We start from the raw sequence: 22941 nt of genomic DNA on the forward strand, positions 1-22941 counted from the left end.
ACGTGAATTAGAAATTGCCGTCAATAGGATTTACAAAATAATTCGTATTAAGAGACAAAAATAGAGTCTCTTAACTTCTCAAATGTTTTCTCTCCGATTCCAGAAATATCAGACAATTCCTCAATAGAGCTGAATCTGCCATTCTCTTCTCTGTACTTAATGATCTCCTGTGCTTTTTTCTCCCCAATACCCGATAGAGTCATTAAAGCTTGTTCATCTGCAGTGTTTAAATCAATCTTACCACTTTGTGAATTATTGGTTTTATTGACTTCGTCTACAGCACTTATAATTTCCTCTCCTTCCTCAGGAACATAGATGACCATTTGATCTTCCAGCCGTTGAGATAAATTGATCTGCTTTTCATCAGCTGATTCAGTCAGCCCTCCAGCCATTTCCAAAACGTCCCATACTCTCATTTCTGAACTAACTTCATAAATCCCTGGAACTGCAACTGCTCCCTTTACGTCCACATACACCTGCTCCTCTTCAAATGAGCTTTCCTGTACAGCTGCTTCAGAAGTTGAAGTAGCTGCGTACCACTCTTCCTGCGGTTGCTCACTGAGGATGGGTTTTAGGAAGATTAAGCGATAGACACAGAAAATGATACAGCAGAAAATCACAGCTCCCCCACCCAGCCAATAACGATAAGTAACGATTTTTTCCTTCATAATCCTCCCTCCTAAAAAATAATACGCATTTTTTAGCTTTTGTTGATAAAAAAATAGTTTGTCGATCGTATAATAGGATGAAAGGAGGGCCAGATATGGATGCAAAAATTGTAGAATTAATGAAGATGAAGGACTTCAGGGGGTTGGAATTGCTGATTAACTCTTATGGAGAAGAAATTATCAAGACAATTAATGCGGTATTAAATCGTACTGAAGAGCACAATTACCATAAAGAAGCAGAAAATGAAGTTTTCTACAAAATTTGGAGATCAATAGATCAGTTTGATGTATCGAAAAGCAGTCTGAAAACCTGGTCTCTGACAATCACCCGTAATAGCTGCATTGATAAAAAAAGAACTATTATCCGTAAGCAAAAACTTGTACCTCTTGAACAAGCAGCAGAATCTAAAATATATGATCAATACTTTGAAAAAGAAGAGTTTCTGGATTTGATTTGCAGTCTGAGCAGCGAAGATCAGCTGATTTTTCTTAAATATTATTACTATCAGGAAACTCCGCAAATGATTGCAGAGGAACTGCAATTGCCGATCACACAAATTTACAATCACCTATCCAGAGGTCGAAAAAAACTCAAAAAAAATTTACAGGAAGGAGTAATAAATCATGGCGAATACTTTTAGAAAAAGTGTCCGGAAACTGAATCAGGAACAGATGAATCAAGACGCATCTGCACTCTTTTCCAGCGAGCAGAAAAATGCACTTTTCAAACAGACTAAGATGTATATTTTCCTGCAGGAGCTGCTTGAGTCAGTCAAAGGTGAACTTGAGGCAGAGGAAGAAATCCAATCCTACTTTCCTCTGACAACTGATGGCCCCAATCTCAGCTTTATGAATGTTGGTTATTTGGGCATTTATCATCCAAAAACAGAAAAAGGTCGTAAATATATCAAAGATTTTCATGATTTGAGAGGAAACAGATTATTAATCTTTACTGATCAGAGGATTATCTTTTTGACAATCATTGAATATATTGATCAGGGGTTATTTTACAGCTACCCATATGAAGCGATCAGCGTGATTACCGTGAAAAAAATGAAGAGCAGTTATTGGGAGCGGGAAGGTGGTTTTCGATTTATCAGGAAAAAATTAATTAGTTATTACTTCGACTTTGAATGTGAAAACAGTATTTTTTCGGAGTTGATCGATGAAGCAGATGCCCAGCTTTTCTTAGAACAAATATCAGAAATTGATAAGATGAAAAATATTTCAATTAGAGAATCCGTCTACAGAAAAAGAAAATTTGATTTCCTGATTAATAATTTTCAAATGGGTTTGCGAATTGGTATTTTCTTATCCTACTCAATGATTGTTCTCTTTATACTTTTCTTTTTGCTGGGAGTTGTGTTTCATATTGGTCCGTGGGCCGACTTGATACCAAAATACTAACGCTAAAAATACACCTGTATGCCATACCTCAAACGGCTCACAGGTGTATTTTTTTATGAAAGGTTCGTCTAATTGTACTTGTAAATTGGGAAAAATCTACATCCACTATGTGAACACGATGTTCAGTCAATAACTATTATTACTATTTTTCTTCCAGCTCATTTAGGTAATCCAAGGCATCCTGAACGGTTTTTACAGGAACAATTTTCATATCTGTTCCAATTTTTTCGGCTGCAGCAAGTGCTTCTTCGTAGTTGGTTTTGGTCTCTGGGTACTCTTCTTTTAATTCGTCAGATATTTCATCATCTGGAGCGAAAAAGATTTCTGCCCCGTTTTCACTGGCAGTTACCACTTTCTTATCGATTCCTCCAATTCTTCCAACTGTTCCTTCAGAATTAATCGTACCTGTGCCGGCAATTTCATGACCTTTCCGAATTTCTTTTCCTGTAAGCAATTCGTATGTCTGCAACGTAAACATCAGCCCGGCTGAGGGCCCTCCGATGCTGCCTGCATCAATTCTCACATCCACATCTGTCTCAATCTCTGTATGATCCGTCAGTCCAATACCAATCCCCGGATTTTTTGTGGAAAGCTCCATTAATCTGCCAGATGCTTCCTTTTCTTCCCCATCATGTAAAAACGTTACTGTTACTTTTTGACCCACTTCCTGGCTTTTTACATACTCTATCAGCTCTTCGCTGTTCTCAAATATTTTTCCGTCAACTCCTGTTACTGTGTCACCAACTTCAATTTTATTCTTAAAATCTGATTCTTCATCGATCGTCAAAACGTAGACACCTTTATACTCCATCCGATAATCAATTCCTGCGAGCCTCAACGCCTGTTCAATTGCAGCATTTTGAGAAGAATCCATGTAGTATTGTTGAATTTGTTCGTATTCCTTACTTGTGCTGCTGCCCATCAGCTCCTCTTTGCTTAGCAGCTCATTGAAATCCGTAAAATGGGCTACTATAGCTGATACAGCAGTTGCTCTTCTCACACTCACAGTTGTCAGATAAAAGCCTCCGGCTCCTTCATCTTTCTTTCCATCCACTGTTACAAAGTCCTTCAGATTTTCTGTCGAGCCAGGCCCTTCAATATAATAAGGAATTCTCACAACAAACAATAGAATGAATACAAGAATCAAAAAAAAGGGAATAAAAGAAAATTTTTTCTTATTATTTATCATCAATCATCGCTCTCTTCTCCAACATATCATTTACTGCATTTGGCAAAAATTCTGAAACATCTCCACCAAATACTGCTATTTCTTTCAACACACTTGAACTGACATGCGCATATTTTTCATCTGCCAGCAAGAAGACAGTATCTATCTTCGGCTCTAAATGCCGATTCATCAAAGCAATGTTTTTTTCATATTCATAGTCCTGAATATTCCGGATTCCTCTGATTAAAAATCCAGCACCTAGTGCACATGCAGTTTCTACTGTAAGTTTCTTTTCCTGATGAATAACACGAATATTACTCAAATGTTCGGTTGCTTTCACAATCATTTCTTCTTTTTCTATCGCATTGAACCAGGAATTCTTTCCGGTATTTGTAAAAATACCAATAATTACCTCATCAAAAATCTGTGCTGCGCGCTCAACAGTATTTAGGTGCCCCTTAGTAAAAGGGTCAAAGCTTCCTGGAAAAAGAGCTGTTTTAGTCATCAGCAGAGTCCTTTCTATAAATCGATATTTTAGATATCCCATAAACAGATTCCTTTGCTTTATATAAAGAATCGATTGTTTCAGGCAACTCAACCTCTTTATCTGTTTCACAAACCACAACACAATGATCATTTAACAGATGGGTTAAAAGCATTTTTTTGAGCTGTTCTTCAATTTTTTGTTGCGCATACGGCGGATCAAGAAGAATCACATCAAAATGCCAGCCTTCACCTGATAAATAGTCCAATGCTTTGTCCGCATCCATTTTTTTTACAGTGAACTTTTCATCTTCTTTTGTCACAGCAATATTTTCCTGAATCACTTTAAATGCCGAAAAATTTTTCTCGATACATACTGCTTTTGCTGCACCTCTGGAAACAGCTTCAATTGCAAGGCTTCCACTGCCGGAATATAAATCCAGCACATATTCTCCATCAAAATAAGGACCAATCATATTAAAAATGGATTCTTTTACTTTATCTGTTGTAGGTCGTGTGCTATCACCAGTTAATGCTTTTAAACGACGACCTCTATATTCACCTGCAACTACTCGCATCTTCTCGCTCCTGTTCTTTTTATAGCTAACTGAATTCACTCGTTTTGCCGCAGTCATCAAACAAAACAGTAACAGTCATCAGCTTTATTCTAGCTTTTCTTCATGGAAAAAAGATGAAAAATGTTTGAAGTTCCTACACATTTTTCATCTCTTCAAATTTATACATTTTCAGCTAAGCGAATCTGAGTATTGATTTCTTCAACTTCAAAACCTTCTTCTTCAACATATTGATAAGCCGCCTTTGTCCCGATTTTTTCTGCAAAATTCATTTCAACATCCGGTCGATAAGAACGTTCCACCTTGCGAACAAAATGCAGTCCGTTAATTTTTGCTTCTGCTGACTCAATTTCTTCTTCATTCATATAAAGAACAATATATTTCATCCTTCTGGAAACATACTGTATAAGTCCATATCTCTTCAGTGTTTTCAACTGCTTCAAAGAATAAACCCAAATAATGATTGATCTGCGCTTTTGCAGAGTCAATTCTTTTTCCTCATTTACATTAACTTGCATGACAGCTTCCTCCGCATCCATGCTGAGTTCCTTTGGTAAAGAACGGGTTCCCAGCATCCACTTTAATATCATCAGAAATTGTTTTTGCGATTGCAGAACTGATCGTATCTAAAATATCCTGAATATCTGTTTCTGAAATTCTGAATTCAGAAACCTCTTCACACATATCCAGCTGTCTTTTCGCCTGACGAAGTGCTCTTTGCTTCGTTTTAAAATCAGGGGCATGCGAGCCATAGCTTTCTATACGCTCAAACGCTGTTTTTGAAGACAAAAATTCAGACAGCCTCTCCTGCACCGTTTCTGACTGACTCATTTTTCTTTTATTTTCTTTATATTGTTTAAGTTTGCTGCTGCTCAAAACAGTTTGAACCAGCAGCTCTGTTTGATCCTCTATGTTAAAAAGTGATTCATTCACTATCATCTTATCTGCTATCCTCTGTTTCTTCTGTATTATTTTGTGTATTCTCTAATAAGACTAACACATCTTCTTTAGAAAAAGCAACGCCAATGTTCTGAGCATTCTCCTGTGAAAAGCGTGCGTAATAGGCACCATCTGAAAACCAAAAAAGAGCAGCAAAGGAAGGATCATAGACAGGGGTCATATAAATCCCATCCGGCTTTCGCAAAGGCAGATTACTTTTATCCGCCATTTTTTCAAATTCTGTATTTGAAAATATAAAAGCAGAAGCAATTTCGCCAAGGCTTTCATTTTTGACTTGTGATAGAGATTCCAACCGTTCGACAGAAAGGAATTCTGAAGCATTCTCTTCGTAAAACTGATATAACTCAACTGCATTCTTCATTGTCTCAGAATTTATTGCGTAGGGTTCCAGACCATCATTAATTCTTAATAAATTGATCATTCGAATGATTGTTTTCTGCTTCTCCGCTGCTATCTCAGCTTCAGTTTCTTCAATAGTAATTGGCAGCGCCTGTCCCATTGTCAGCTGATAAGGCATTACTGTCAACAGATACTCTTTTGAAACATATGTAATCCCAGAAATACTCTCTTTTCCATGCGTAAAAAATAAAACAGCAAAGCTTTGATTGTCAAAGGCTATCAGCGGTCGATAGTTCATATCTTCTTCCGTAAGCTCTATCGAATACTCTTCTGCTTCATAATCAATGGAGAAATTTGAAAATATGGTGGTTAATTCTGAAATATCAGACAAGGTCATCTCAAAATTAAACGGGGCAGTTCTGTCTGTAGTATTAAACACCTTAACAGACTGAATAATATCATTATTTACGCTAACTTCCATATATTCTGAATCTTCCTCACCAAATATTAACAAATCATAACCTAAGCCTGTGGAATATCTGGTAAGCGGCTCGCCGAATTCCTGCGTAAACGTGCTGATTTTTTTTCCTATGTATAAGGCATACCCCGAAGCTTCAAGCTCTTCGTGGGGCAATGCCGTATGAGAGACAACCTGTCCCCCGTTATTACTTATATCGATTTCGGCTTTTTCAGGAGGAAAAAACACAGGTTCAAGATAGCCAATAATCAATACCGTTGAAAGTACTGCAAGAAAAGCCAAAACTCTTTTCATTTTTTCCTCCCTCAATGCCTTTATTTTTCCTCTAATTCCAATAATAGATCTCCTGAGCTGATTGCTTCGCCCTCTGACACATAAATATGATCTACCATTCCATCAAAATGAGCTTCCAGACTAGTTTCCATTTTCATTGCTTCTGTGATAATTAAAGGGTCGCCTTTTTTAACTTTGTCACCTTTCTTAACAAGGAGCTGCAGAACTGATCCGGACATAGTAGCCCCTATCTGCCCCTTATTTGTCGGCTCAGCTTTTCGCTTCGTTTGAACACTGGATTTGATTGAGTGATCCTTGATCTCTATTTCACGTCGCTGACCATTCAGATTAAAGAATAATGTTCGATTTCCTTCCACATCCGGTTCACCGATTTCGTCTAAGCGAACAATTAACGTCTTTCCTCTTTCAATCTGAACTTCAACCGTTTCACCCAATCGAATTCCCTGGAAGAATGTCGGTGTATCAAGTAGAGTAACATCGCCATAATTTTGATAAGAGGTCCGATAATCAAGAAAGACCTGAGGATACATCAAGTAGCTTAATACTTCTTCCATTTTCGGCTCATATCCGATTTTCTCAGCAAGCTCTTTACTTATCGCTGCAAAATCTACAGGCTCAGCCAAATCTCCCGGACGATCAGTAAAGGCCGGACGTCCCTTAAGAATAATACGTTGCAGCTCTTTAGGAAATCCGCCAGTCGGCTGCCCAAGATCTCCCTGGAAAAATGTTACTACAGACTCAGGGAAGCTCAATTGATTGCCGCACTCAAAAACTGCTTCTTCTGTTAAATCATTCTGCACCATGAACAATGCCATATCCCCAACAACTTTCGAAGACGGGGTTACTTTCACAATATCACCAAACATTAAATTAACTGTCTGGTACATTTTTTTTATATCATCCCATTTGTCACCTAAACCGACTGCTTTTGCCTGCTGTTGCAAATTGGAATACTGACCGCCAGGCATTTCATGCATATAAACTTCTGTCTGAGGCGCATTCAAGCCATTTTCAAACGGAATATAATACATACGAACATCTTCCCAGTAGTGATTGATTTTCTGAGCATTGTCAACATTGATATCCGGAGTACGTTCTCCATTTACCAGCGCATAATACAAACTAGTCATACTAGGCTGGCTTGTTGCTCCGCTCATTGCACTCGCCGCAACATCTACAATATCCACTCCGGCTTTTGTTGCTGCAGAATATGTGATAATACCATTTCCGCTTGTATCATGAGTATGGAGATGAATAGGCAGGTCAACAGTATCCTTCAGCTCGCTGATTAAGCGATAGGCAGCCTGTGGTTTGAGCAGACCTGCCATATCCTTAATGGCTATGATGTGGCTGCCCAGCTGTTCAAGCTCTTTGGCCATATCCTTATAATATTGAATAGTATATTTATTTCTGGATGGATCATTGATATCTCCAGTATAACAAATTGCCGCTTCTGCAATTTTTCCTGAATCGCGAACAGCCTGAATACTCTTTTCCATTTGAGGAATCCAGTTTAAGCTGTCAAAAATACGGAAAACATCTACTCCCTGCTTGGCTGACTCTTTAATAAATTCTCTGATGACATTATCTGGATAATTTTGATAACCGACTGCATTTGACCCTCTAAACAGCATTTGGAACAATGTGTTCGGCATCAGCTTTCTCAGTTTTCTCAATCGCTGCCATGGATCTTCATTTAAGAATCGGTAAGCTACATCAAATGTAGCCCCGCCCCACATTTCAGTTGAAAAAAGTTCAGGCAAACCTTCTGAAGTTGCCTGGGCAATTTCCTTGAAATCTTGTGTGCGAACTCGTGTAGCTAAAAGGCTTTGATGCGCATCTCTGAATGTTGTATCCGTCAGTAAAACATTTTCCTGTTGTTTTACCCATTCAACAACTCCTTCTGCTCCCTTCTCATCAAGCACATTCTTTGCAGTAATGAAATCTTTCTTAAGAACCAGATTTTCAGGCAATCTAGGTTGACCAAAATAACGCTTTTCTAATTTTTCAATCCCTGGAAAACCATTTACAGTTACTTCACCGATAAATTTCATTGTTTTGTTTCCACGGTCGCGTACACGAGGAAATTCAAATAATTCAGGTGTATTGTCAATAAAAGTTGTATGTGCCTCACCTGATCGGAATAATGGGTGACTTACTACATTTTGCAGAAACGGAATATTCGTCTTTACACCACGAACACGAAATTCTTTCAGACAACGCTGCATTTTCTGCACAGACTTTTCAAAGGTAATACCATGCGTACAGACTTTAACTAATAGTGAGTCAAAATAAGGAGTTACCGCATAACCTGAATAGGCATTTCCAACATCCAAACGAACTCCAAAACCACCTGGAGAACGATACGTATCAATTTTTCCAGTATCCGGCATGAAATTGTTCAGCGGATCTTCTGTCGTAATTCTGCACTGAATAGCAGCACCATTCAAGCGCAACTCTTCTTGTTTAGGAATGCCAATTTCTTTATGAAGCTCCAGCCCCTGAGCAATAAGAAGCTGCGAAACTACGATATCGATATCTGTAACCATTTCCGTAATCGTATGCTCAACCTGTACACGCGGATTTACTTCAATAAAATAAAAGCGGTCGCCTTCAACCAAAAACTCAACAGTTCCGGCATTCACATAACCGACATGACTCATCAGCTGAACAGCGGCATTACAAATTTCTTCGCGCAATGCTTCATCCATTGAAACACATGGAGCAACTTCTACAACTTTTTGATGACGTCTTTGCACAGAGCAGTCACGTTCAAACAAATGAATAACATTCCCATGACAATCTCCTAATATCTGAACCTCAATATGCTTTGGATTTGAAATATACCGTTCTACATATACTTCATCCGAACCAAAGGCTGCTTTGGCCTCACTTTTTGCACGCTCATAACCTTCACGTGCATCTTTTTCATTATAAGCTACTCGCATCCCGCGACCGCCGCCGCCCAATGCAGCTTTGATCATGACAGGAAACCCATGTGTATTTCCAAACTCAAGTACTTCGTCAATCGTATCAACTGGACCGTCCGATCCTGGAATTGACGCAATACCAGCAGCTACAGCCGCTTCTTTAGCTTTAATTTTGTCACCAAAGATATCTAAATGATGGATATTGGGCCCGATAAATGTAATTCCTTCTTCTTCACAGCGCTTCGCAAATTCAAGGTTTTCAGAAAGAAAACCATATCCCGGGTGAATTGCATCAGCTCCTGCATTTTTAGCAATCTTTAAAATTCCTTCGATATCCAGATATGCTTCAATCGGTTTTTTCCCGCGTCCTACCAAGTACGCTTCATCCGCTTTAAACCGATGGACTGAATATTCATCTTCTTCCGCATAGACAGCAACTGTCTGGATATTTAATTCAGTACATGCCCGAAAAATACGAACAGCGATTTCACCGCGGTTTGCTACTAAAACTTTCTTCATTTTCCCACTCCTACCTTCATTTATAGTTGCTCTCAAATCGTTATATATCAGATTCAGCCACCTGGTAATCATCGATCAGTTTCTGCCGCTTTTCATCCGCACTGATGTTCAGTACAAATCCAACAGCTGCCGAGACGACCAAAAGGCTGTTTCCTCCATGACTTAAAAATGGGAAAGTTATCCCGGTTAAAGGAATGATTCCTGTAATTCCGCCTAAGTTGACAAACACTTGAATCATCAGCATTGCGCCAATTCCGATACAGAAGAGTGAATTAAACGGTTTTTTCGAACGAACCCCGACCAAAATAATCCGACTAATCAAAAAGAACAAAACTAAAAGAATCAAAATTGAAACAATCAGTCCCAGCTCCTCAATCGTAATCGAAAAAATAAAATCCGAGTGTGCTTCAGGCAAAAAACCTTTTTTCTGAATGCTATTTCCCAGACCTCGACCAAACCAGCCGCCATTACTCATTGCATAATAGGAATTAATCAACTGATGTCCAGTTTCTCTTTCGTCAATAAAAGGATTCAAAAAAACTTCAAAACGTTTGTATACATATTGAAACTGGGCTGGAATAAAACTTCCTTTTGTCAGTAAAAGAGCTTCAATAAAAGCAATACTTCCCAAAATACCTGCTCCGGCTATCACATATGTATACATGTAATTAATTCCGCTCGCCAACAAAATAGTAATGGCTACCAGAGTCAACACTGCTGCATTTCCTAAATCGGGTTGAATAATAACCAAAAAAATAAGAGCAGCAACTAAAAGCATGGGTCTGAAAACGGCTTTTTTAAATTCTTTATCAATATATTTTTGGCGTCTGGCCAATATATATGCCAGATACCAGATAATCATAATTTTTAAATACTCCGCAGGCTGCATGGAAAAGCCGGCAATAACAAGCCAACCCTTGGCACCATTGATTGTCTGCCCCAAATCTGTGAAGCGGACCGCCAAAAGTAATGCTGAAATCACTGCAATAGCAAACATGATAAACCCTTTATTCTGATAAACAGTTGTCTTCATCTTGTAAATAAAAAACATCGCCACCAGACTCAAAATCCAAAACTGAACCTGATTTATCACCATTGCAGTTAAAGGTTTTCCCTCTGTAAGCTGTTTTGCCGAAGTTGTACTGTAAACCATGATCAAGCCCACACAGCTCAAAATTAAGTAAGGAATCAAAATACTATAATCCAGCAGATGTCTTTTCTTTACTTTCTTTGGCAAAGTTTAAACCTCCTTGCCACTCTCATTTTTATCTTGTGTCACTTCATACACTTCAGTATATAATCGATTCAGTTCTTTTTCCAAATCACTAAGCATCTGGTGACCTTCTTTAGAACTAATAATACCCAGTCGAACAGCATAGGTCATTTGTCTTGAAAAGCCGTACATTTGCGTGTCAACAACCTCTTCAAATGCCTTACATTGAGAAATACAAAGGCTGTTATTTTGATTGCGAATCAGCATCATAATTCTGTCAGCATCCTCTTTCAGCAGTTCCATCGCAAATTCTTTTGTGATAGGTTTCATCTGCAGTCAACCTCCTAATCTTAATTATGTAATTATAGCATATTTCCTTGCATTATTAATAGAAATTTTCTGAAAAACAACAGTCTATACTCTTTTTTAACTTTCCGGCAGCAGACTTGTCTGTATTGACCTCTAGCTGAAACTTCACCAGCTGCGAAAAAATTTTAATGAAAAATCATTTGTTTTTTCGGCTGATTTCCATCAAAATATTTCAAAAAAATACCAAATACATTTATACATAGTATCAAAAAAGATAAAAATCTGATATTTATAACCTGTTGTTTCTCAAAAAAACACAAGCTTTCAAGACTAGTCTAATTTTTTGTCGATTCTGTATTGTCTGACGGCGGATAGCTGTTAATTACTTGAAGAAACTGCTCCCCATATTTCTCCAATTTATTTTGCCCAACACCTTTGACCTGTAAAAATTCAATCGAATTTTTAGGCTGCTTTTCACAGAGCTCTTTCAATGTACTATCTGAAAAAATGAGGTATGGGGGTACATTCCTTGCCTGAGCAAACTCCATCCGCAAAGACCTCAGTAATTCAAACAACTGATCATCCACTGCTTCAAGACGCCGAATCCGCTGATCTTCTTTTCTAAAGACCTTTTGTTTACCAAGCAGTACTTGAACACCTGACTGAGAGACGGATAACAGAGGGAACTGACCATCAGAAGGAGAAAGATACCGTTCAGCAGTCAAATAATCAATCAGCTGTCCTACTTCCTTTTGAGTACGATCTTTCATCAGCCCATAGGTTGACAGCCTGTCAAAGCCCCACTGATCAATCTTCTGATCCTTTGATCCCGTCAGCACTTTAGTTACCAGTCCTTTTCCAAAGCGTTCCCCCATTCTTTTTACACAGGAAAGAACCTTCTGTGCCTCGAGACTCACATCTACCAGTTCTCTATTATCCAGACAATTACTGCATCTCCCGCAATCTGTTCCTTTTTCGCCAAAATATCTTAAAATAAATTTTTGCAGACAAATTTGAGCATTGCCGTATTGTGATATTTCTCTCAATTTCATGTACTCTTTTTGCTTATATTCAATAGGAGAATCTGATTGGTCGATAAAATATTGTTGTATTTGGAGGTCCTGCGGAGCATAAAATAATATAGCATCACTTGGCAAGCCATCCCGACCGGCCCTTCCTGCTTCCTGATAGTATGATTCTATATTGCCGGGAATTTGGGCGTGAATAACGAAACGCACATTGCTTTTGTTAATCCCCATACCAAAAGCATTTGTCGCCACCATTACCCGCAGTTCATCAAAAAGAAAACGTTCCTGACTTTTATTACGAAGTCCTTCATTCATTCCGCCATGATACATACCGACAGCAATATTTTTACTTTTCAGCAAATGATAAATACGTTCCACTTCTTTTCGGGTACTCGCATAAACAATCCCCGACTGATCTCCATTCAACTTCAAATATTCTAAAAGAAAGACATCCCGGTTCTGATCTTTAATCACCTGAAAAGCTAAATTTTCTCTGGCAAAACCAGTTTTAATCTGATTCTTCTCAGGGATATGCAGCTGTTGGATTATATCGTCAGCAACTTGCGGCGTTGCTGTCGCCGTTAACGCAATGATTACAGGTACCTGCTGGAACTGTTGAACGACTTCAGCCATCCGCAAATAACTCGGACGAAAATCATGTCCCCATTGCGAAATACAATGCGCTTCATCAACAGCTAAAAGATCAATCTCTACATGTGTAAGCAGCTGTTGAAACTCAAATGATTCCAATCGCTCAGGAGCTACATACAAGAGCTTGATTTCTTTATCTACAACTAACTGAATCCGCTGATTCATTTCCTGTGTTGTTAAAGTGCTGTTAATAAACGCAGCAGGAATTCCCATCAGGTTCAGAGCATCCACCTGATCCTTCATCAGTGAAATTAAAGGAGAAACAACAAGAGTTACATTTTCCATTAATAATGCCGGAAGCTGATAGCAAATTGATTTCCCGCCGCCAGTAGGCATAATTCCCAAAACATTTTCCCCATTCAATACATGATCAATAATTTCTTTTTGACCTTCCCTAAATTGATCATACCCAAATACTTCTTTCAATACTTTCTGAACTTTCTGACTGTCAGTCATATATAATTCTCCCGTCCATTCTCGCTGTTAGCTATTTTAACATGAGAAGAAGTATCGATTCAAGACGCCATTCAGCATCTGAATCAACAACAATAAAAATTCATTGCCGGACAATCTGCATAACAACAAATTTCTAAGCCAACAATGAATTTTCTGATAATTTTTCTTATTTTTGCTTTTATATTCTTAAAAAGTAAAATGCCGATCTGGAAACACTTGTACGTTTACTAAAAAACAGGCCTGAGTGTTTGACACAACCTCATAATAAACCAGGAGCTGATGTACCTGTTTCATAGAGAACAAAGAATAAAGTACTATTTTTTTTGATTTAACCTCTAGTCAACTGACAGCTCTTCCGGTTCTTCTTCAAAAAACAATAGCAAATCCTGCAATTTCAAAGCAGCCTTCTCTTCTCTGTCTAAGTCTTTAACAATCCTTCCTTTTTGCATAACAATCAGCCGATTGCCATAATGCAACGCATCTTCCATTCGATGAGTAATCATCAGACAGGTAAGATTTCCATCGGTAATACGCTGATCGGTCAGCTTCATTAACTGTTTGGAAGTTTTTGGATCAAGTGCAGCAGTATGCTCATCCAAGAGCAGAAGTCGAGGCTTTGTCAGAGTGGCCATCAATAAGCTGAGTGCTTGACGCTGTCCGCCTGACAGATTTCCAGTCGGCATATCCAAATGTTCTTCCAGTCCGTTTCCAACCTCACTGCAGATTTCAAAAAAGAGGTCCCGGCGTTCATTCAAGTGTCGGTTTTTTAATGTCCTCTTTTGACCTCTATACAATGCTAACAATAAATTTTCAGCAACAGTCATCCTTGGTGCAGTACCAAGCTTCGGATCTTGAAAGACTCGTGAAAAATAATTTGCCCGTTTTTCCTCAGAAAAAGAGGTGATTTCCTCACTTCCGCTTTTTATTTTCCCGCCAGACAAGGTCAATGTTCCTGTGATGCTATTAAACAATGTACTTTTCCCAGCTCCGTTACCGCCCAAAACAGTAATAAAATCTCCCTCATTAATGGTTAATGAAACATCGTTTAAAATTACTTTCTTTTCATTTATTCCATTATCAATTACTTTAGTTGCATGGCTGATTTCCAGAATTGCACTCATTTTTCTTCCCCCTTTTCTGGCAAAATACGAAGATTCAACGCTTTTCTTAATTGCGGAATCATCAGACATATCGCAAGAATTCCTGCTGAGAAAATCTTAAGATAGGTTGTATCAAATCCTAGTTTGATAACAGCCAGAATCAGCAGCTGATAAATAATACTGCCAATGACAATTGCCACAAGCCGCTCCGCAAATGTCAGTTCACCGAACAGTACTTCCCCAATGATAATAGAAGCCAAGCCAATCACAATGACTCCAATCCCTTTATTGACATCTGCATACCCATCATTTTGTGCAATCAAAGCTCCTGACAGTGCAATAATACCATTGGAAAGTGTCAGCCCGAGAATTTTCATGTTATCTGTTTTAATCCCAATTGAGCGGGCCATATCTTCATTATCTCCCGTAGCAATGTACGCCTGTCCTAGAACCGTATTAAAGAAAAACAACAGAAGTCCGATAATCAGAACCAGAACGATTGCTCCAAGAAAAACACTGTCAAAATAATTCGGCAGTTCCATGGAAGAAAAAATATCCTGAATTTTGGGTTGATTCAACAATGAAAGATTGGGTGTTTGCATCACATATAAAATCACTGAATTCAAGCCTGACATCACCAATATACCAGATAGAATGACTGGTATTTTCCCTTTAGTAAACAAGAGTCCAGTTACAAAGCCTGCACACATACCAGCTAAAATCCCCAGAAGTGTTGCAAATATCGGTGAAATTCCTTGCGTAATCGCAGTGACACAAACTGCCCCGCCCAATGGGAATGAGCCCTCCGTTGTCATATCCGGAAAATTCAATATCCTGTATGTCATAAATATTCCCAGTCCTAAAATTGCCCATAGCATTCCTTGTCCAATTGCTGAAACAATCATGTGATCCACTCCTGTTCTTCATTTTATAATACGAAAAAATCTATTTTAACCGCTCGTTACTGCTCGTTTTAAATTATTCAGCTTTATTCTTCTCCTACCAGCTTCGCCTCTTTTAAGACTGCTTCCGGTATCGTCACACCAAGTTTTTTCGCCTGAACTTCATTAATAATAATGTCTCCTGTGTTAAATGTATAGATAGGCGTTGTTGCTGGATCTGACTTCCCTGAAATGATATCTGCCGCCATTTTTCCCGTTTGGACCCCAAGATCAAACTGATTAATTCCCACAGTGGCCAGTCCACCTTCAGAAACCATAGTGTCCACCGAAGGGATAATGGGCGTGTTCATTTTATTTGCCTCGTTCACAACAGTCTGCATTGCATTTGCAATGGTATTGTCTGTTGGAATATAGATAAAGTCTATCTCACTCGACATAACCTGAACTGTCTGGGCAATCTCATTACTGGACGGAACAACATACTCCTTAACCGTCAATCCAAGTCCCTGTGCTGCTTCCTTCGCTTCAGCGGCCTGATACTTTGAGTTTTCCTCTGCGGAAGAGTAAAGTATACCCACACTCTTCGCTTTAGGCAATAATGAAACTGCTAAGTCAAGTTGACTATCGACCGGCGATTTATCACTGACACCGGTGATATTTCCGCCCGGCTTTTCATTTGTTTCCACCAGTCCAGCACTTACAGGATCTGTAATCGCACCAAGTACAATTGGAATTTCGCTGGTACTGTTAGCCAATGCTTGCGCTGCTGGTGTCGCTATACCAATTAAGACCTCTGAATTTTTTTGAATTAACTGCTGACTCATTGTCGTCAGCTTACTCTGATCTGCCTGACCATTTTGAAAAATAATTTTTATGTTCTCTCCATCTACAAATCCGCTTTCTTTTAATCCCTTTTGAATCCCGTTGTAGATTTCATCTAAAGCCGGATGACTGACATACTGCAACACACCTACTACAGGAATTTCCTCAGCTTTTTCTTCACGTTTTTCTGTAAAAAAAGCAATGATTAAAAATAAAAAAACAACGCCAAGTGTTCCCATTAATTTTTTCGATTTCATACACTTTCCTCCTAAATGAATAACTTATACTTCAATGACCTCTTTAATTCTGAAGCAGTTCTAAAATCATCATCTTCATTTTTTAAACAAAAAACAGCAACCGTCTTTTTAAGAATGGTTGCTGCTCAACGCAAAAACCACATAGATGATTATCTATGTGGTTTGAATTTCAAAATAATTTGAATAAGCCAGCATAGATACAAATTTTAGAATCCATCTTCTAAAGTTGTATCTATGAAAAATCATACATACAACTTATCTACGCCAGTTTTGCCATGATTGAGCTTTGGTAATAGATAGTTGTGTCATGTTTGATTCCTCCCAAATTTTTGTTAAAGTTATTTTACCGTCAATTACTTGATTCTGTCAATAACCTTTTATCAAAAATTTCAGTTTTTGATGGTGGAATTTCACTGTTTTTCAGAAACAGTCAGTCTTTTTTGATAGCTCCAGCTGTTTTTATGCTCCTTAAAGGGATAGAATTTCAGGCTGGTGAACATTTTCTGAGAAGCTTTATTCCAGTTGAATATCTCGCTGACAATCATTGATTCTCTGCCCATTTTTCTTGATTTATAAATAAAGTATTTCGTAACTGTCCGCCCAATATGACGACTTCTAAAATCCTGATCAATCACAATTGCGTAATCATCTTTTGCAAGCCAGACATCCCCAATTGTCTGATATTCATCATCTTTCAAATATTCTATATAGTATAATTGCCCATTTTCATTTTGCCAATTGTACATTTCTTCAATTTGTTTTTTATTATAAACAGCTGCAGTCCCGACTATATTCTTCATACTCTCCGGATCACTATACCAACGAAGAGATTCTCCCCGAGTCTTATCAAAGCGAACCAGCCTAATTCGTTTCCCTAAATATACCCGTCTACTCTTAAACTGCCTGAAAGAGGGCTCCTGATTATCCGGAACCCTCTTTCTTTTTAATAAGACTGCTGCTTTTTCTTTCAAATCAGTAACGATCACGTGAACCACTTCTTACATATACAGGAACAGCACTCCTGCGTGTATTTAACAAGAAGAAAACACCTAAAGTGAATAAAATCATAAATCTCATCTTAATCCCTTCTTTCTGTCAGTCTACTGTACCGTCTGTAGTTTTTCCTGATGCAGCTGTTCTGCAGTTGGTTCCGGTTCAGTTGGTTCAGGAGCAGCAGATTCTGTTGTTGGAGCATCTGTGGGAGTATCTATCGGCGCGTCCGATTCAACTATTGCTAATGGCAGCTCATTAAGCTTTAATATTAACTCTGTTTTGACATCCATTGTACTCTCAACAATAAATCGATTTCGCTCCTTGCCGCCTTCAAAAAAGATAACTGTGACATCCTCTTTTTTTATATTATACTGCTTTTCGATTTCACTTGCATCATATATGATTGGATAAACAGTAAGACTGCGGCTGAACATCTTCATTTCTTCCTCATCTTCAAACAGTGAAATTACCCGATCATACGTTTTTCCGCTTGGTACTGAAAATACAACTGTAATTGCACGGCTATCCTTAATCTCTTTTTCAATTGTTTTTGTATCAGCAAACTTCACTTTTTTACTGCTGAAGTCTACATCAACTAATGATTCGACCTGTGATAAACGAATATTTGCCTGGACTCTTGGAATGACCAAGAATAGTGCTGCAATAATAATGATCACAGCAATCCCCAGTTGAATCAGCAATTTGGGGTTCTTATTTCCCTTTTTAGGTTTATTGGTTGGGGTAGAATTGTTTTGCAAATGACTCTCTCCTCTTTTAAATTGATTATAGTCCATTCGTTGTTTCTTGGTTAATGGATTTTTTTCTGATGGTCCGGCTGCCAATGCGTTTCGGCTTCTCATAAACGCATTTGTATCGAGGATCGCAGTCCGGCGAGAACCGTAGATACAATGATTGTTACGGGGTGAAATCACAAAGAACTATTGGCTCTCCTTTTAATTTTTGTTAGCAAATAATCTTTAGCTCTGTTTGGTAGATTATTTGCTTTCTTTCGGACGGTCCGGCTGCCAACACGTTTCGGCTTCTCATAAACGCATTTGTATCGAGGATCGCAGTCCGGCGAGACCGTAGATACAATGATTGTTACGGGGTGAAATCACAAAGAATCATCAACCGAGAATTCAGTATAGAATTTTTTCTCTTTTAAACTTGTGTGAACTATAGAATTCACTGAATTATTTTATTCCTTCTCATTTTCATTATACTAATACTTTGTTTTTTTGCCTAGAGAAACTATATTATTTTTTTATAGAAAACGCATACAAAACTGTTATTCTTATGATAAACTAGAATTAAACCTGACGAAAGGAGTGTTATTTATGAGCACCATCAGAAAATACAATCTTCAAGATATCACAAAATCGAATCCGTTTTTCTCAAAAATCAAAAGTATAATTGAAACTTCCTTTTATGCCAATAACATAACTGAAGTTACAACAATTGCTCAGGCTTATCGGTTGGCACAACAGTCTCCCGGAACAATCGTCACAGATTTACCGATCGATCAGCCTGATTTATTCGGTTTACCTGAAAACAGTAAGATTCTTGTCACAAATGACGGAGAAATAGTCGGAAGAACTGCATCCGCCCGCCGAATTATCGGCCAGCCTGGAATAGATGAAGAATATTACAGCAGAATTCTTCGCGAAGCTGTTTATAAACTTGGAAAAAAGGAATGCTATCATTCTTCTGTAGGAATAGGTCTTGCAAAAGAGTTTATGCTTCAGGGACATCTTTTGCTGCCAAAAGGATTTGAAGGAAATCTTTATTCTTATTTACTAAATTTTCAATTTTTTGATTTCGAATATCAAAAGAGATATCAGGACTCTGTTCTTTACAACGAACCTGACCTTTTTCTGCTGGCTGATCCTGACTGGGTACACCCAGATTTTCCAAATGGTCTTGTCCTGATTGATTCGCTTCATAATACAGCTGCCATACTAGGTTTACGATATTTTGGCGAATTAAAAAAGGCTGCTTTAACACTCAGCTGGTCCATTGCTCATAGAAACGGCTATGTTGCCTGTCACGGTGGAATGAAACAGTTTCAATTAAATAGTCGTACTTATACAATGGCAGCTTTTGGACTTTCCGGTTCCGGTAAGTCAACAATTACTTTGGCAAGCTATCATAATCAGCCTGTCACGGTACTTCATGACGATGCCTTTATCATTTCAAAAAAACACGGTTCCTCAATTGCATTAGAGCCCTCCTATTTCGATAAGACACAAGATTATCCAATGAATAATCCAGCTGTTAAGCATTTTCTAACCTGTCAGAATGTAGGTGTCACCTTAAATGAGAACGGCAAGAAAGTTTTAGTAACGGAAGATGTTCGAAACGGCAATGGCAGAACAGTCAAATCACATTTAGCTACTCCAAACAGAAAAAATTATTTTGCTGAAAAAATTGATGCAGTTTATTGGATCATGAAAGATGACAGTCTTCCTCCGGTTGTAAGAGTGGACAATGCTCAGCTTGCCGCCCTTTTTGGTGTTACTTTGGCTACAAAACGATCAAATGCTGAACACTTAACAGAAAAAACGGACGAGGGGCAACTAGTTATTGAACCATTTGCCAACCCATTTAGATGTTATCCTCTGGCAGAAGACTATCAGGACTTTCTAACTTTATTTGAAGATAAAATCTCCTGCTATATTTTAAATACTGGGCACTTTAACAGAAAGAAAATTACTGTCAAACAGACATTGGACAGTATTGAACAAATTATAGAAGAACAGACTGAGTTTGTTCCTTTCTCTCCAATCTCAGGTATGTTTTACCTTCCGATTCCGGATTATCTTCCAGATTTTTCAGATCAGACCTATCTAAACAAAATTTACTGTCATCTGGCAGATCGACTTGCGTTTCTAGAAGAACAGCAAAAGCTGTTGGCAGGTTACAACGCACTTCCATACGAAACTATTCAGCTATTGAAAAAAATCATGGTATCTTTGAGTGACTTTACTTCTGAAAAATAACGAATGTCCCATTGTGAAGATAAAAAACACTGTTTTCATTTAAGATGAAAACAGTGTTTTTAGCCTATATTATTTCCGTACTCTCTTTGCTTCCTGATTCATCACCATGCTGCTCGCAATTCCAGCTGCACCTAAAATTATCGTCCACTTACGAGATGAAAGCAATCCGTAAGCTACCAGACTTGCTCCAACTATACCATTTGTAATGGTGCTTATTTCCAATGATCTTTTTCCAGGCTTCGGAAGTCTGATATTCATTCCAATGGATTTTTGAATTATTTCCTGAGCATCATCCAGTACACTAAATAATGAATCTTCTTTTTGTTCCTTCATCAATTTCTCCTCTTTTCATTTATTAATTTTTCTTCAACCATGTTTCTATTTTTACTCAAACAAATCATCAATCATACTGTTTAAAATGAACATAAATATTTCTCTGGATCTGCGGCTCAATTGCTTCTTCATCTCTACAGTAAATAATAATGTACTTGAAACTGCGTAAACCTTCTCCCTGTCTATTTTCAATTTCAGGCTGGCTTCTTTAACCATTAAAAAAAGAATGATTTACTGTCAAATCTCATTTTTTCCACTTCTTCTGCAGGAATTCTATTTAAAAATGAGAGAAAAGCCAGAGAACCGAAATCATAGAGAAATGGTGTACGTTCATATTCCTGAAACTGCTATTCCATAGATTTAATAAATCTAATTATTTTTAGGACCGCCTCTTCAATCGTCCTTAAACACGAATTAAAGTATCACAGACGAAGGATAAAGCAGGTAAAAAGCTCCTGTTGAAGTTCCTATAGCCGAAGTTACATCGCTGATACTCATTTTTTTATAACCAAACAATCTCCATCTTTTTTACATTCCGCACATAGTCTGTCCTTCATATAGTACCTTTTCTACCTCTGGACATACGCTCTTCTCCTATGCTATGAATAAAAATTTTTTTTCGTTCACAATATAATTATAACCTACTTCGCTTTTCTGTCAATTCATTCTGTATTTGAATTTACCCCAAATTTTAGAAACTGATACAAAAAATTATTAAACTAACAGTATTTCGAAGTGTATTGCATTTGTTTAGAAAATAGCTTCTGCAGCTACTGATATAATAGGGTTCTTAGTGACAAGCAGGTAAATTCCAAATTCTATAAATAGAAAATGAGTACAGATCTTTTTTTGATCCATACTCATAATTTTTTTCTATCTGTTTACTGATCGAGCCATCCGATTAATGGTGTGGCGCATTCCTCTGATTGCTATAGACATTTCATAAATATTTTCAGCCGGTGCCAAACCGCCATAGCCAGCATCCCCAATATGCTGAATGTCCACTCCGCAAATTTTGTTAATTAATGCAATTTGGCGAATCGTTTCTTTATTCGCACTTTCCTGACTCGTTCCAATCGCAGACATAGTCAACAAGTTGTATTTTTTTGCTATAGCAACTGCTTCTTTCAAATTATCTTCGGTAAAGCCCGGAACTGTTCCAACTGCAGGAAGTAATAGAATATCCGCTCCTGCTTTCGCATATGCTTCAACTGCTTCACTTGAAACAACAGGCTCCTCTGAACCGGCACTATGCATTTTCCCTGCAATTACAAGTCCGGAGAAATTTTCTTTTGCTACAGCTACTGCTTTCGCAATTTGTTTATTTGTTACACCTGTACCTGGATTACCAGTCAAACAGATAAAATCTATACCTAGCTCTTCTGCTCTTTGAATCGATTCTTTTGAACTTGTTCTCCCTGCAGAAATTTCAAGCTTTTCACTAAACATTTCGGAATCTGAATCTACAGGTTCCAGATTGACGCCAATTGGTCGTCCAACCAGCTTTTTTAACTCAGCAATTGGATTTTCTTTATTTTTTTCCGGATGTTGAAGATAATCAAATACTTTCGCCTCATTCATTCCAGGCAATCCCTGTACAATTGGATTAAAGCAGTCAAAAGCATTTAACAGAATCAAATCAGCACTATAGGCAGCTGCCACTTCTGCATTCGTAATATCTCCCGCCTGAGGAGAAGCAATTACTACATTTTCAGCCAGAATTGTTCGGCCTTCACTTGCCTTAATTGACTGTTTCAGTTCACTGGCTGACATTTTTGAAATATCATTGTAACTTGCACTAATAAGTCTTTTTACCATTATTCATCCTCCCAAAATTAGGACATGTTATGTTGAAAATAACAACAGAAATCTATTTTTTAAACTTTTTGCTGCTGATGCTCCAACCATGCCTCATTATATACCTCCTAAAGTATACTGTACTGAACTGAGAAATAAAAGAAAATTGACAATAGAATATTAATCATGCAAATGAATTTTTTTCACGATCAGCTATTCACAATTAGCAACATTTTCTTTTAAATCGGATACATACACTA

21 protein-coding genes are annotated in these 22941 nt (G+C 37.9%); 3 read left to right on the forward strand and 18 right to left on the reverse strand.

Annotated elements, in window-relative coordinates; all coding sequences use genetic code 11:
- Positions 1 to 47: 47 nt before the first annotated feature.
- Positions 48 to 668 carry a helix-hairpin-helix domain-containing protein gene (locus tag LI951_RS01650; protein WP_202067453.1) on the reverse strand — a complete coding sequence of 207 codons (621 nt, stop codon included), beginning with the start codon at positions 666 to 668 and terminating at the stop codon, positions 48 to 50.
- Positions 669 to 763: 95 nt separating this feature from the next.
- Here LI951_RS01650 and LI951_RS01655 point away from each other — a divergent pair, with 95 nt between their 5' ends.
- A complete protein-coding gene (locus LI951_RS01655) occupies positions 764 to 1309 on the forward strand; it encodes a sigma-70 family RNA polymerase sigma factor (protein WP_229441061.1) in 546 nt (181 codons plus the stop codon).
- Complete coding sequence (locus LI951_RS01660) at positions 1293 to 2075, forward strand: hypothetical protein (RefSeq protein ID WP_229441062.1); 783 nt, start codon at positions 1293 to 1295, stop codon at positions 2073 to 2075. Before LI951_RS01655 ends, LI951_RS01660 begins: the two co-directional genes overlap by 17 nt.
- Before the next feature lie 142 nt (positions 2076 to 2217).
- On the opposite strand, the gene LI951_RS01665 is transcribed toward LI951_RS01660, so the two are convergent.
- The 15 genes from LI951_RS01665 to LI951_RS01735 form a co-directional block, all read right to left on the reverse strand.
- A complete protein-coding gene (locus tag LI951_RS01665; RefSeq protein ID WP_229441274.1) occupies positions 2218 to 3264 on the reverse strand; it encodes a SepM family pheromone-processing serine protease in 1047 nt (348 codons plus the stop codon).
- The gene (gene coaD / locus LI951_RS01670; protein ID WP_202067449.1) at positions 3254 to 3748 is read right to left on the reverse strand and encodes a pantetheine-phosphate adenylyltransferase; all 495 of its coding nucleotides are present in this window, start codon (positions 3746 to 3748) and stop codon (positions 3254 to 3256) included. The genes LI951_RS01665 and coaD overlap by 11 nt, the downstream gene beginning before the upstream one ends.
- Entirely contained in the window at positions 3741 to 4361 is a 621-nt protein-coding gene (gene rsmD, locus LI951_RS01675; RefSeq protein WP_267491466.1) for a 16S rRNA (guanine(966)-N(2))-methyltransferase RsmD, read from the reverse strand. Before rsmD ends, coaD begins: the two co-directional genes overlap by 8 nt.
- A 101-nt stretch (positions 4362 to 4462) precedes the next feature.
- Complete coding sequence (locus tag LI951_RS01680) at positions 4463 to 4819, reverse strand: YlbG family protein (protein ID WP_202067447.1); 357 nt, start codon at positions 4817 to 4819, stop codon at positions 4463 to 4465.
- On the reverse strand, positions 4809 to 5240 hold the full coding sequence (locus LI951_RS01685) for a YlbF family regulator (protein ID WP_229441063.1): 432 nt from the start codon (positions 5238 to 5240) through the stop codon (positions 4809 to 4811). The genes LI951_RS01680 and LI951_RS01685 overlap by 11 nt, the downstream gene beginning before the upstream one ends.
- Before the next feature lies 1 nt (position 5241).
- Positions 5242 to 6372 carry a CAP-associated domain-containing protein gene (locus LI951_RS01690; protein ID WP_229441064.1) on the reverse strand — a complete coding sequence of 377 codons (1131 nt, stop codon included), beginning with the start codon at positions 6370 to 6372 and terminating at the stop codon, positions 5242 to 5244.
- Between the two features lie 20 nt (positions 6373 to 6392).
- Positions 6393 to 9821 (reverse strand): pyruvate carboxylase, encoded by a 3429-nt coding sequence (locus LI951_RS01695; protein ID WP_229441065.1) that lies wholly within the window; start codon positions 9819 to 9821, stop codon positions 6393 to 6395.
- Positions 9822 to 9861: 40 nt separating this feature from the next.
- Positions 9862 to 11058 carry an FtsW/RodA/SpoVE family cell cycle protein gene (locus LI951_RS01700; protein ID WP_202067443.1) on the reverse strand — a complete coding sequence of 399 codons (1197 nt, stop codon included), beginning with the start codon at positions 11056 to 11058 and terminating at the stop codon, positions 9862 to 9864.
- A gap of 3 nt (positions 11059 to 11061) precedes the next feature.
- Complete coding sequence (locus LI951_RS01705; RefSeq protein ID WP_229441066.1) at positions 11062 to 11364, reverse strand: YlaN family protein; 303 nt, start codon at positions 11362 to 11364, stop codon at positions 11062 to 11064.
- 314 nt (positions 11365 to 11678) lie between these two features.
- Positions 11679 to 13478 (reverse strand): DNA helicase RecQ, encoded by a 1800-nt coding sequence (gene recQ, locus LI951_RS01710; RefSeq protein ID WP_229441067.1) that lies wholly within the window; start codon positions 13476 to 13478, stop codon positions 11679 to 11681.
- 335 nt (positions 13479 to 13813) lie between these two features.
- Entirely contained in the window at positions 13814 to 14599 is a 786-nt protein-coding gene (locus tag LI951_RS01715) for an ABC transporter ATP-binding protein (protein ID WP_229441068.1), read from the reverse strand.
- Entirely contained in the window at positions 14596 to 15483 is an 888-nt protein-coding gene (locus LI951_RS01720) for an ABC transporter permease (RefSeq protein WP_202067439.1), read from the reverse strand. Before LI951_RS01720 ends, LI951_RS01715 begins: the two co-directional genes overlap by 4 nt.
- Positions 15484 to 15566: 83 nt before the next feature.
- Positions 15567 to 16559, reverse strand: a complete 993-nt coding sequence (gene trpX / locus LI951_RS01725; protein ID WP_229441069.1) for a tryptophan ABC transporter substrate-binding protein — start codon at positions 16557 to 16559, stop codon at positions 15567 to 15569.
- Between the two features lie 410 nt (positions 16560 to 16969).
- Positions 16970 to 17545 carry a GNAT family N-acetyltransferase gene (locus LI951_RS01730; RefSeq protein ID WP_229441070.1) on the reverse strand — a complete coding sequence of 192 codons (576 nt, stop codon included), beginning with the start codon at positions 17543 to 17545 and terminating at the stop codon, positions 16970 to 16972.
- 114 nt (positions 17546 to 17659) lie between these two features.
- On the reverse strand, positions 17660 to 18484 hold the full coding sequence (locus LI951_RS01735; protein WP_229441071.1) for a hypothetical protein: 825 nt from the start codon (positions 18482 to 18484) through the stop codon (positions 17660 to 17662).
- Positions 18485 to 18889: 405 nt separating this feature from the next.
- Between LI951_RS01735 and LI951_RS01740 the strand changes: the two genes are divergently transcribed.
- On the forward strand, positions 18890 to 20551 hold the full coding sequence (locus LI951_RS01740; protein WP_229441072.1) for a phosphoenolpyruvate carboxykinase (ATP): 1662 nt from the start codon (positions 18890 to 18892) through the stop codon (positions 20549 to 20551).
- 69 nt (positions 20552 to 20620) lie between these two features.
- On the opposite strand, the gene LI951_RS01745 is transcribed toward LI951_RS01740, so the two are convergent.
- Together LI951_RS01745 and LI951_RS01750 are read right to left on the reverse strand one after the other, a co-directional pair.
- The gene (locus LI951_RS01745) at positions 20621 to 20884 is read right to left on the reverse strand and encodes a hypothetical protein (protein WP_202067435.1); all 264 of its coding nucleotides are present in this window, start codon (positions 20882 to 20884) and stop codon (positions 20621 to 20623) included.
- An 873-nt stretch (positions 20885 to 21757) separates the two neighbouring features.
- Entirely contained in the window at positions 21758 to 22702 is a 945-nt protein-coding gene (locus LI951_RS01750) for a haloacid dehalogenase-like hydrolase (protein WP_229441073.1), read from the reverse strand.
- Positions 22703 to 22941: the final 239 nt, after the last annotated feature.

It is taken from the genome of Enterococcus sp. BWT-B8, from assembly GCF_020567625.1.
GTDB lineage: Bacteria > Bacillota > Bacilli > Lactobacillales > Enterococcaceae > Enterococcus_L.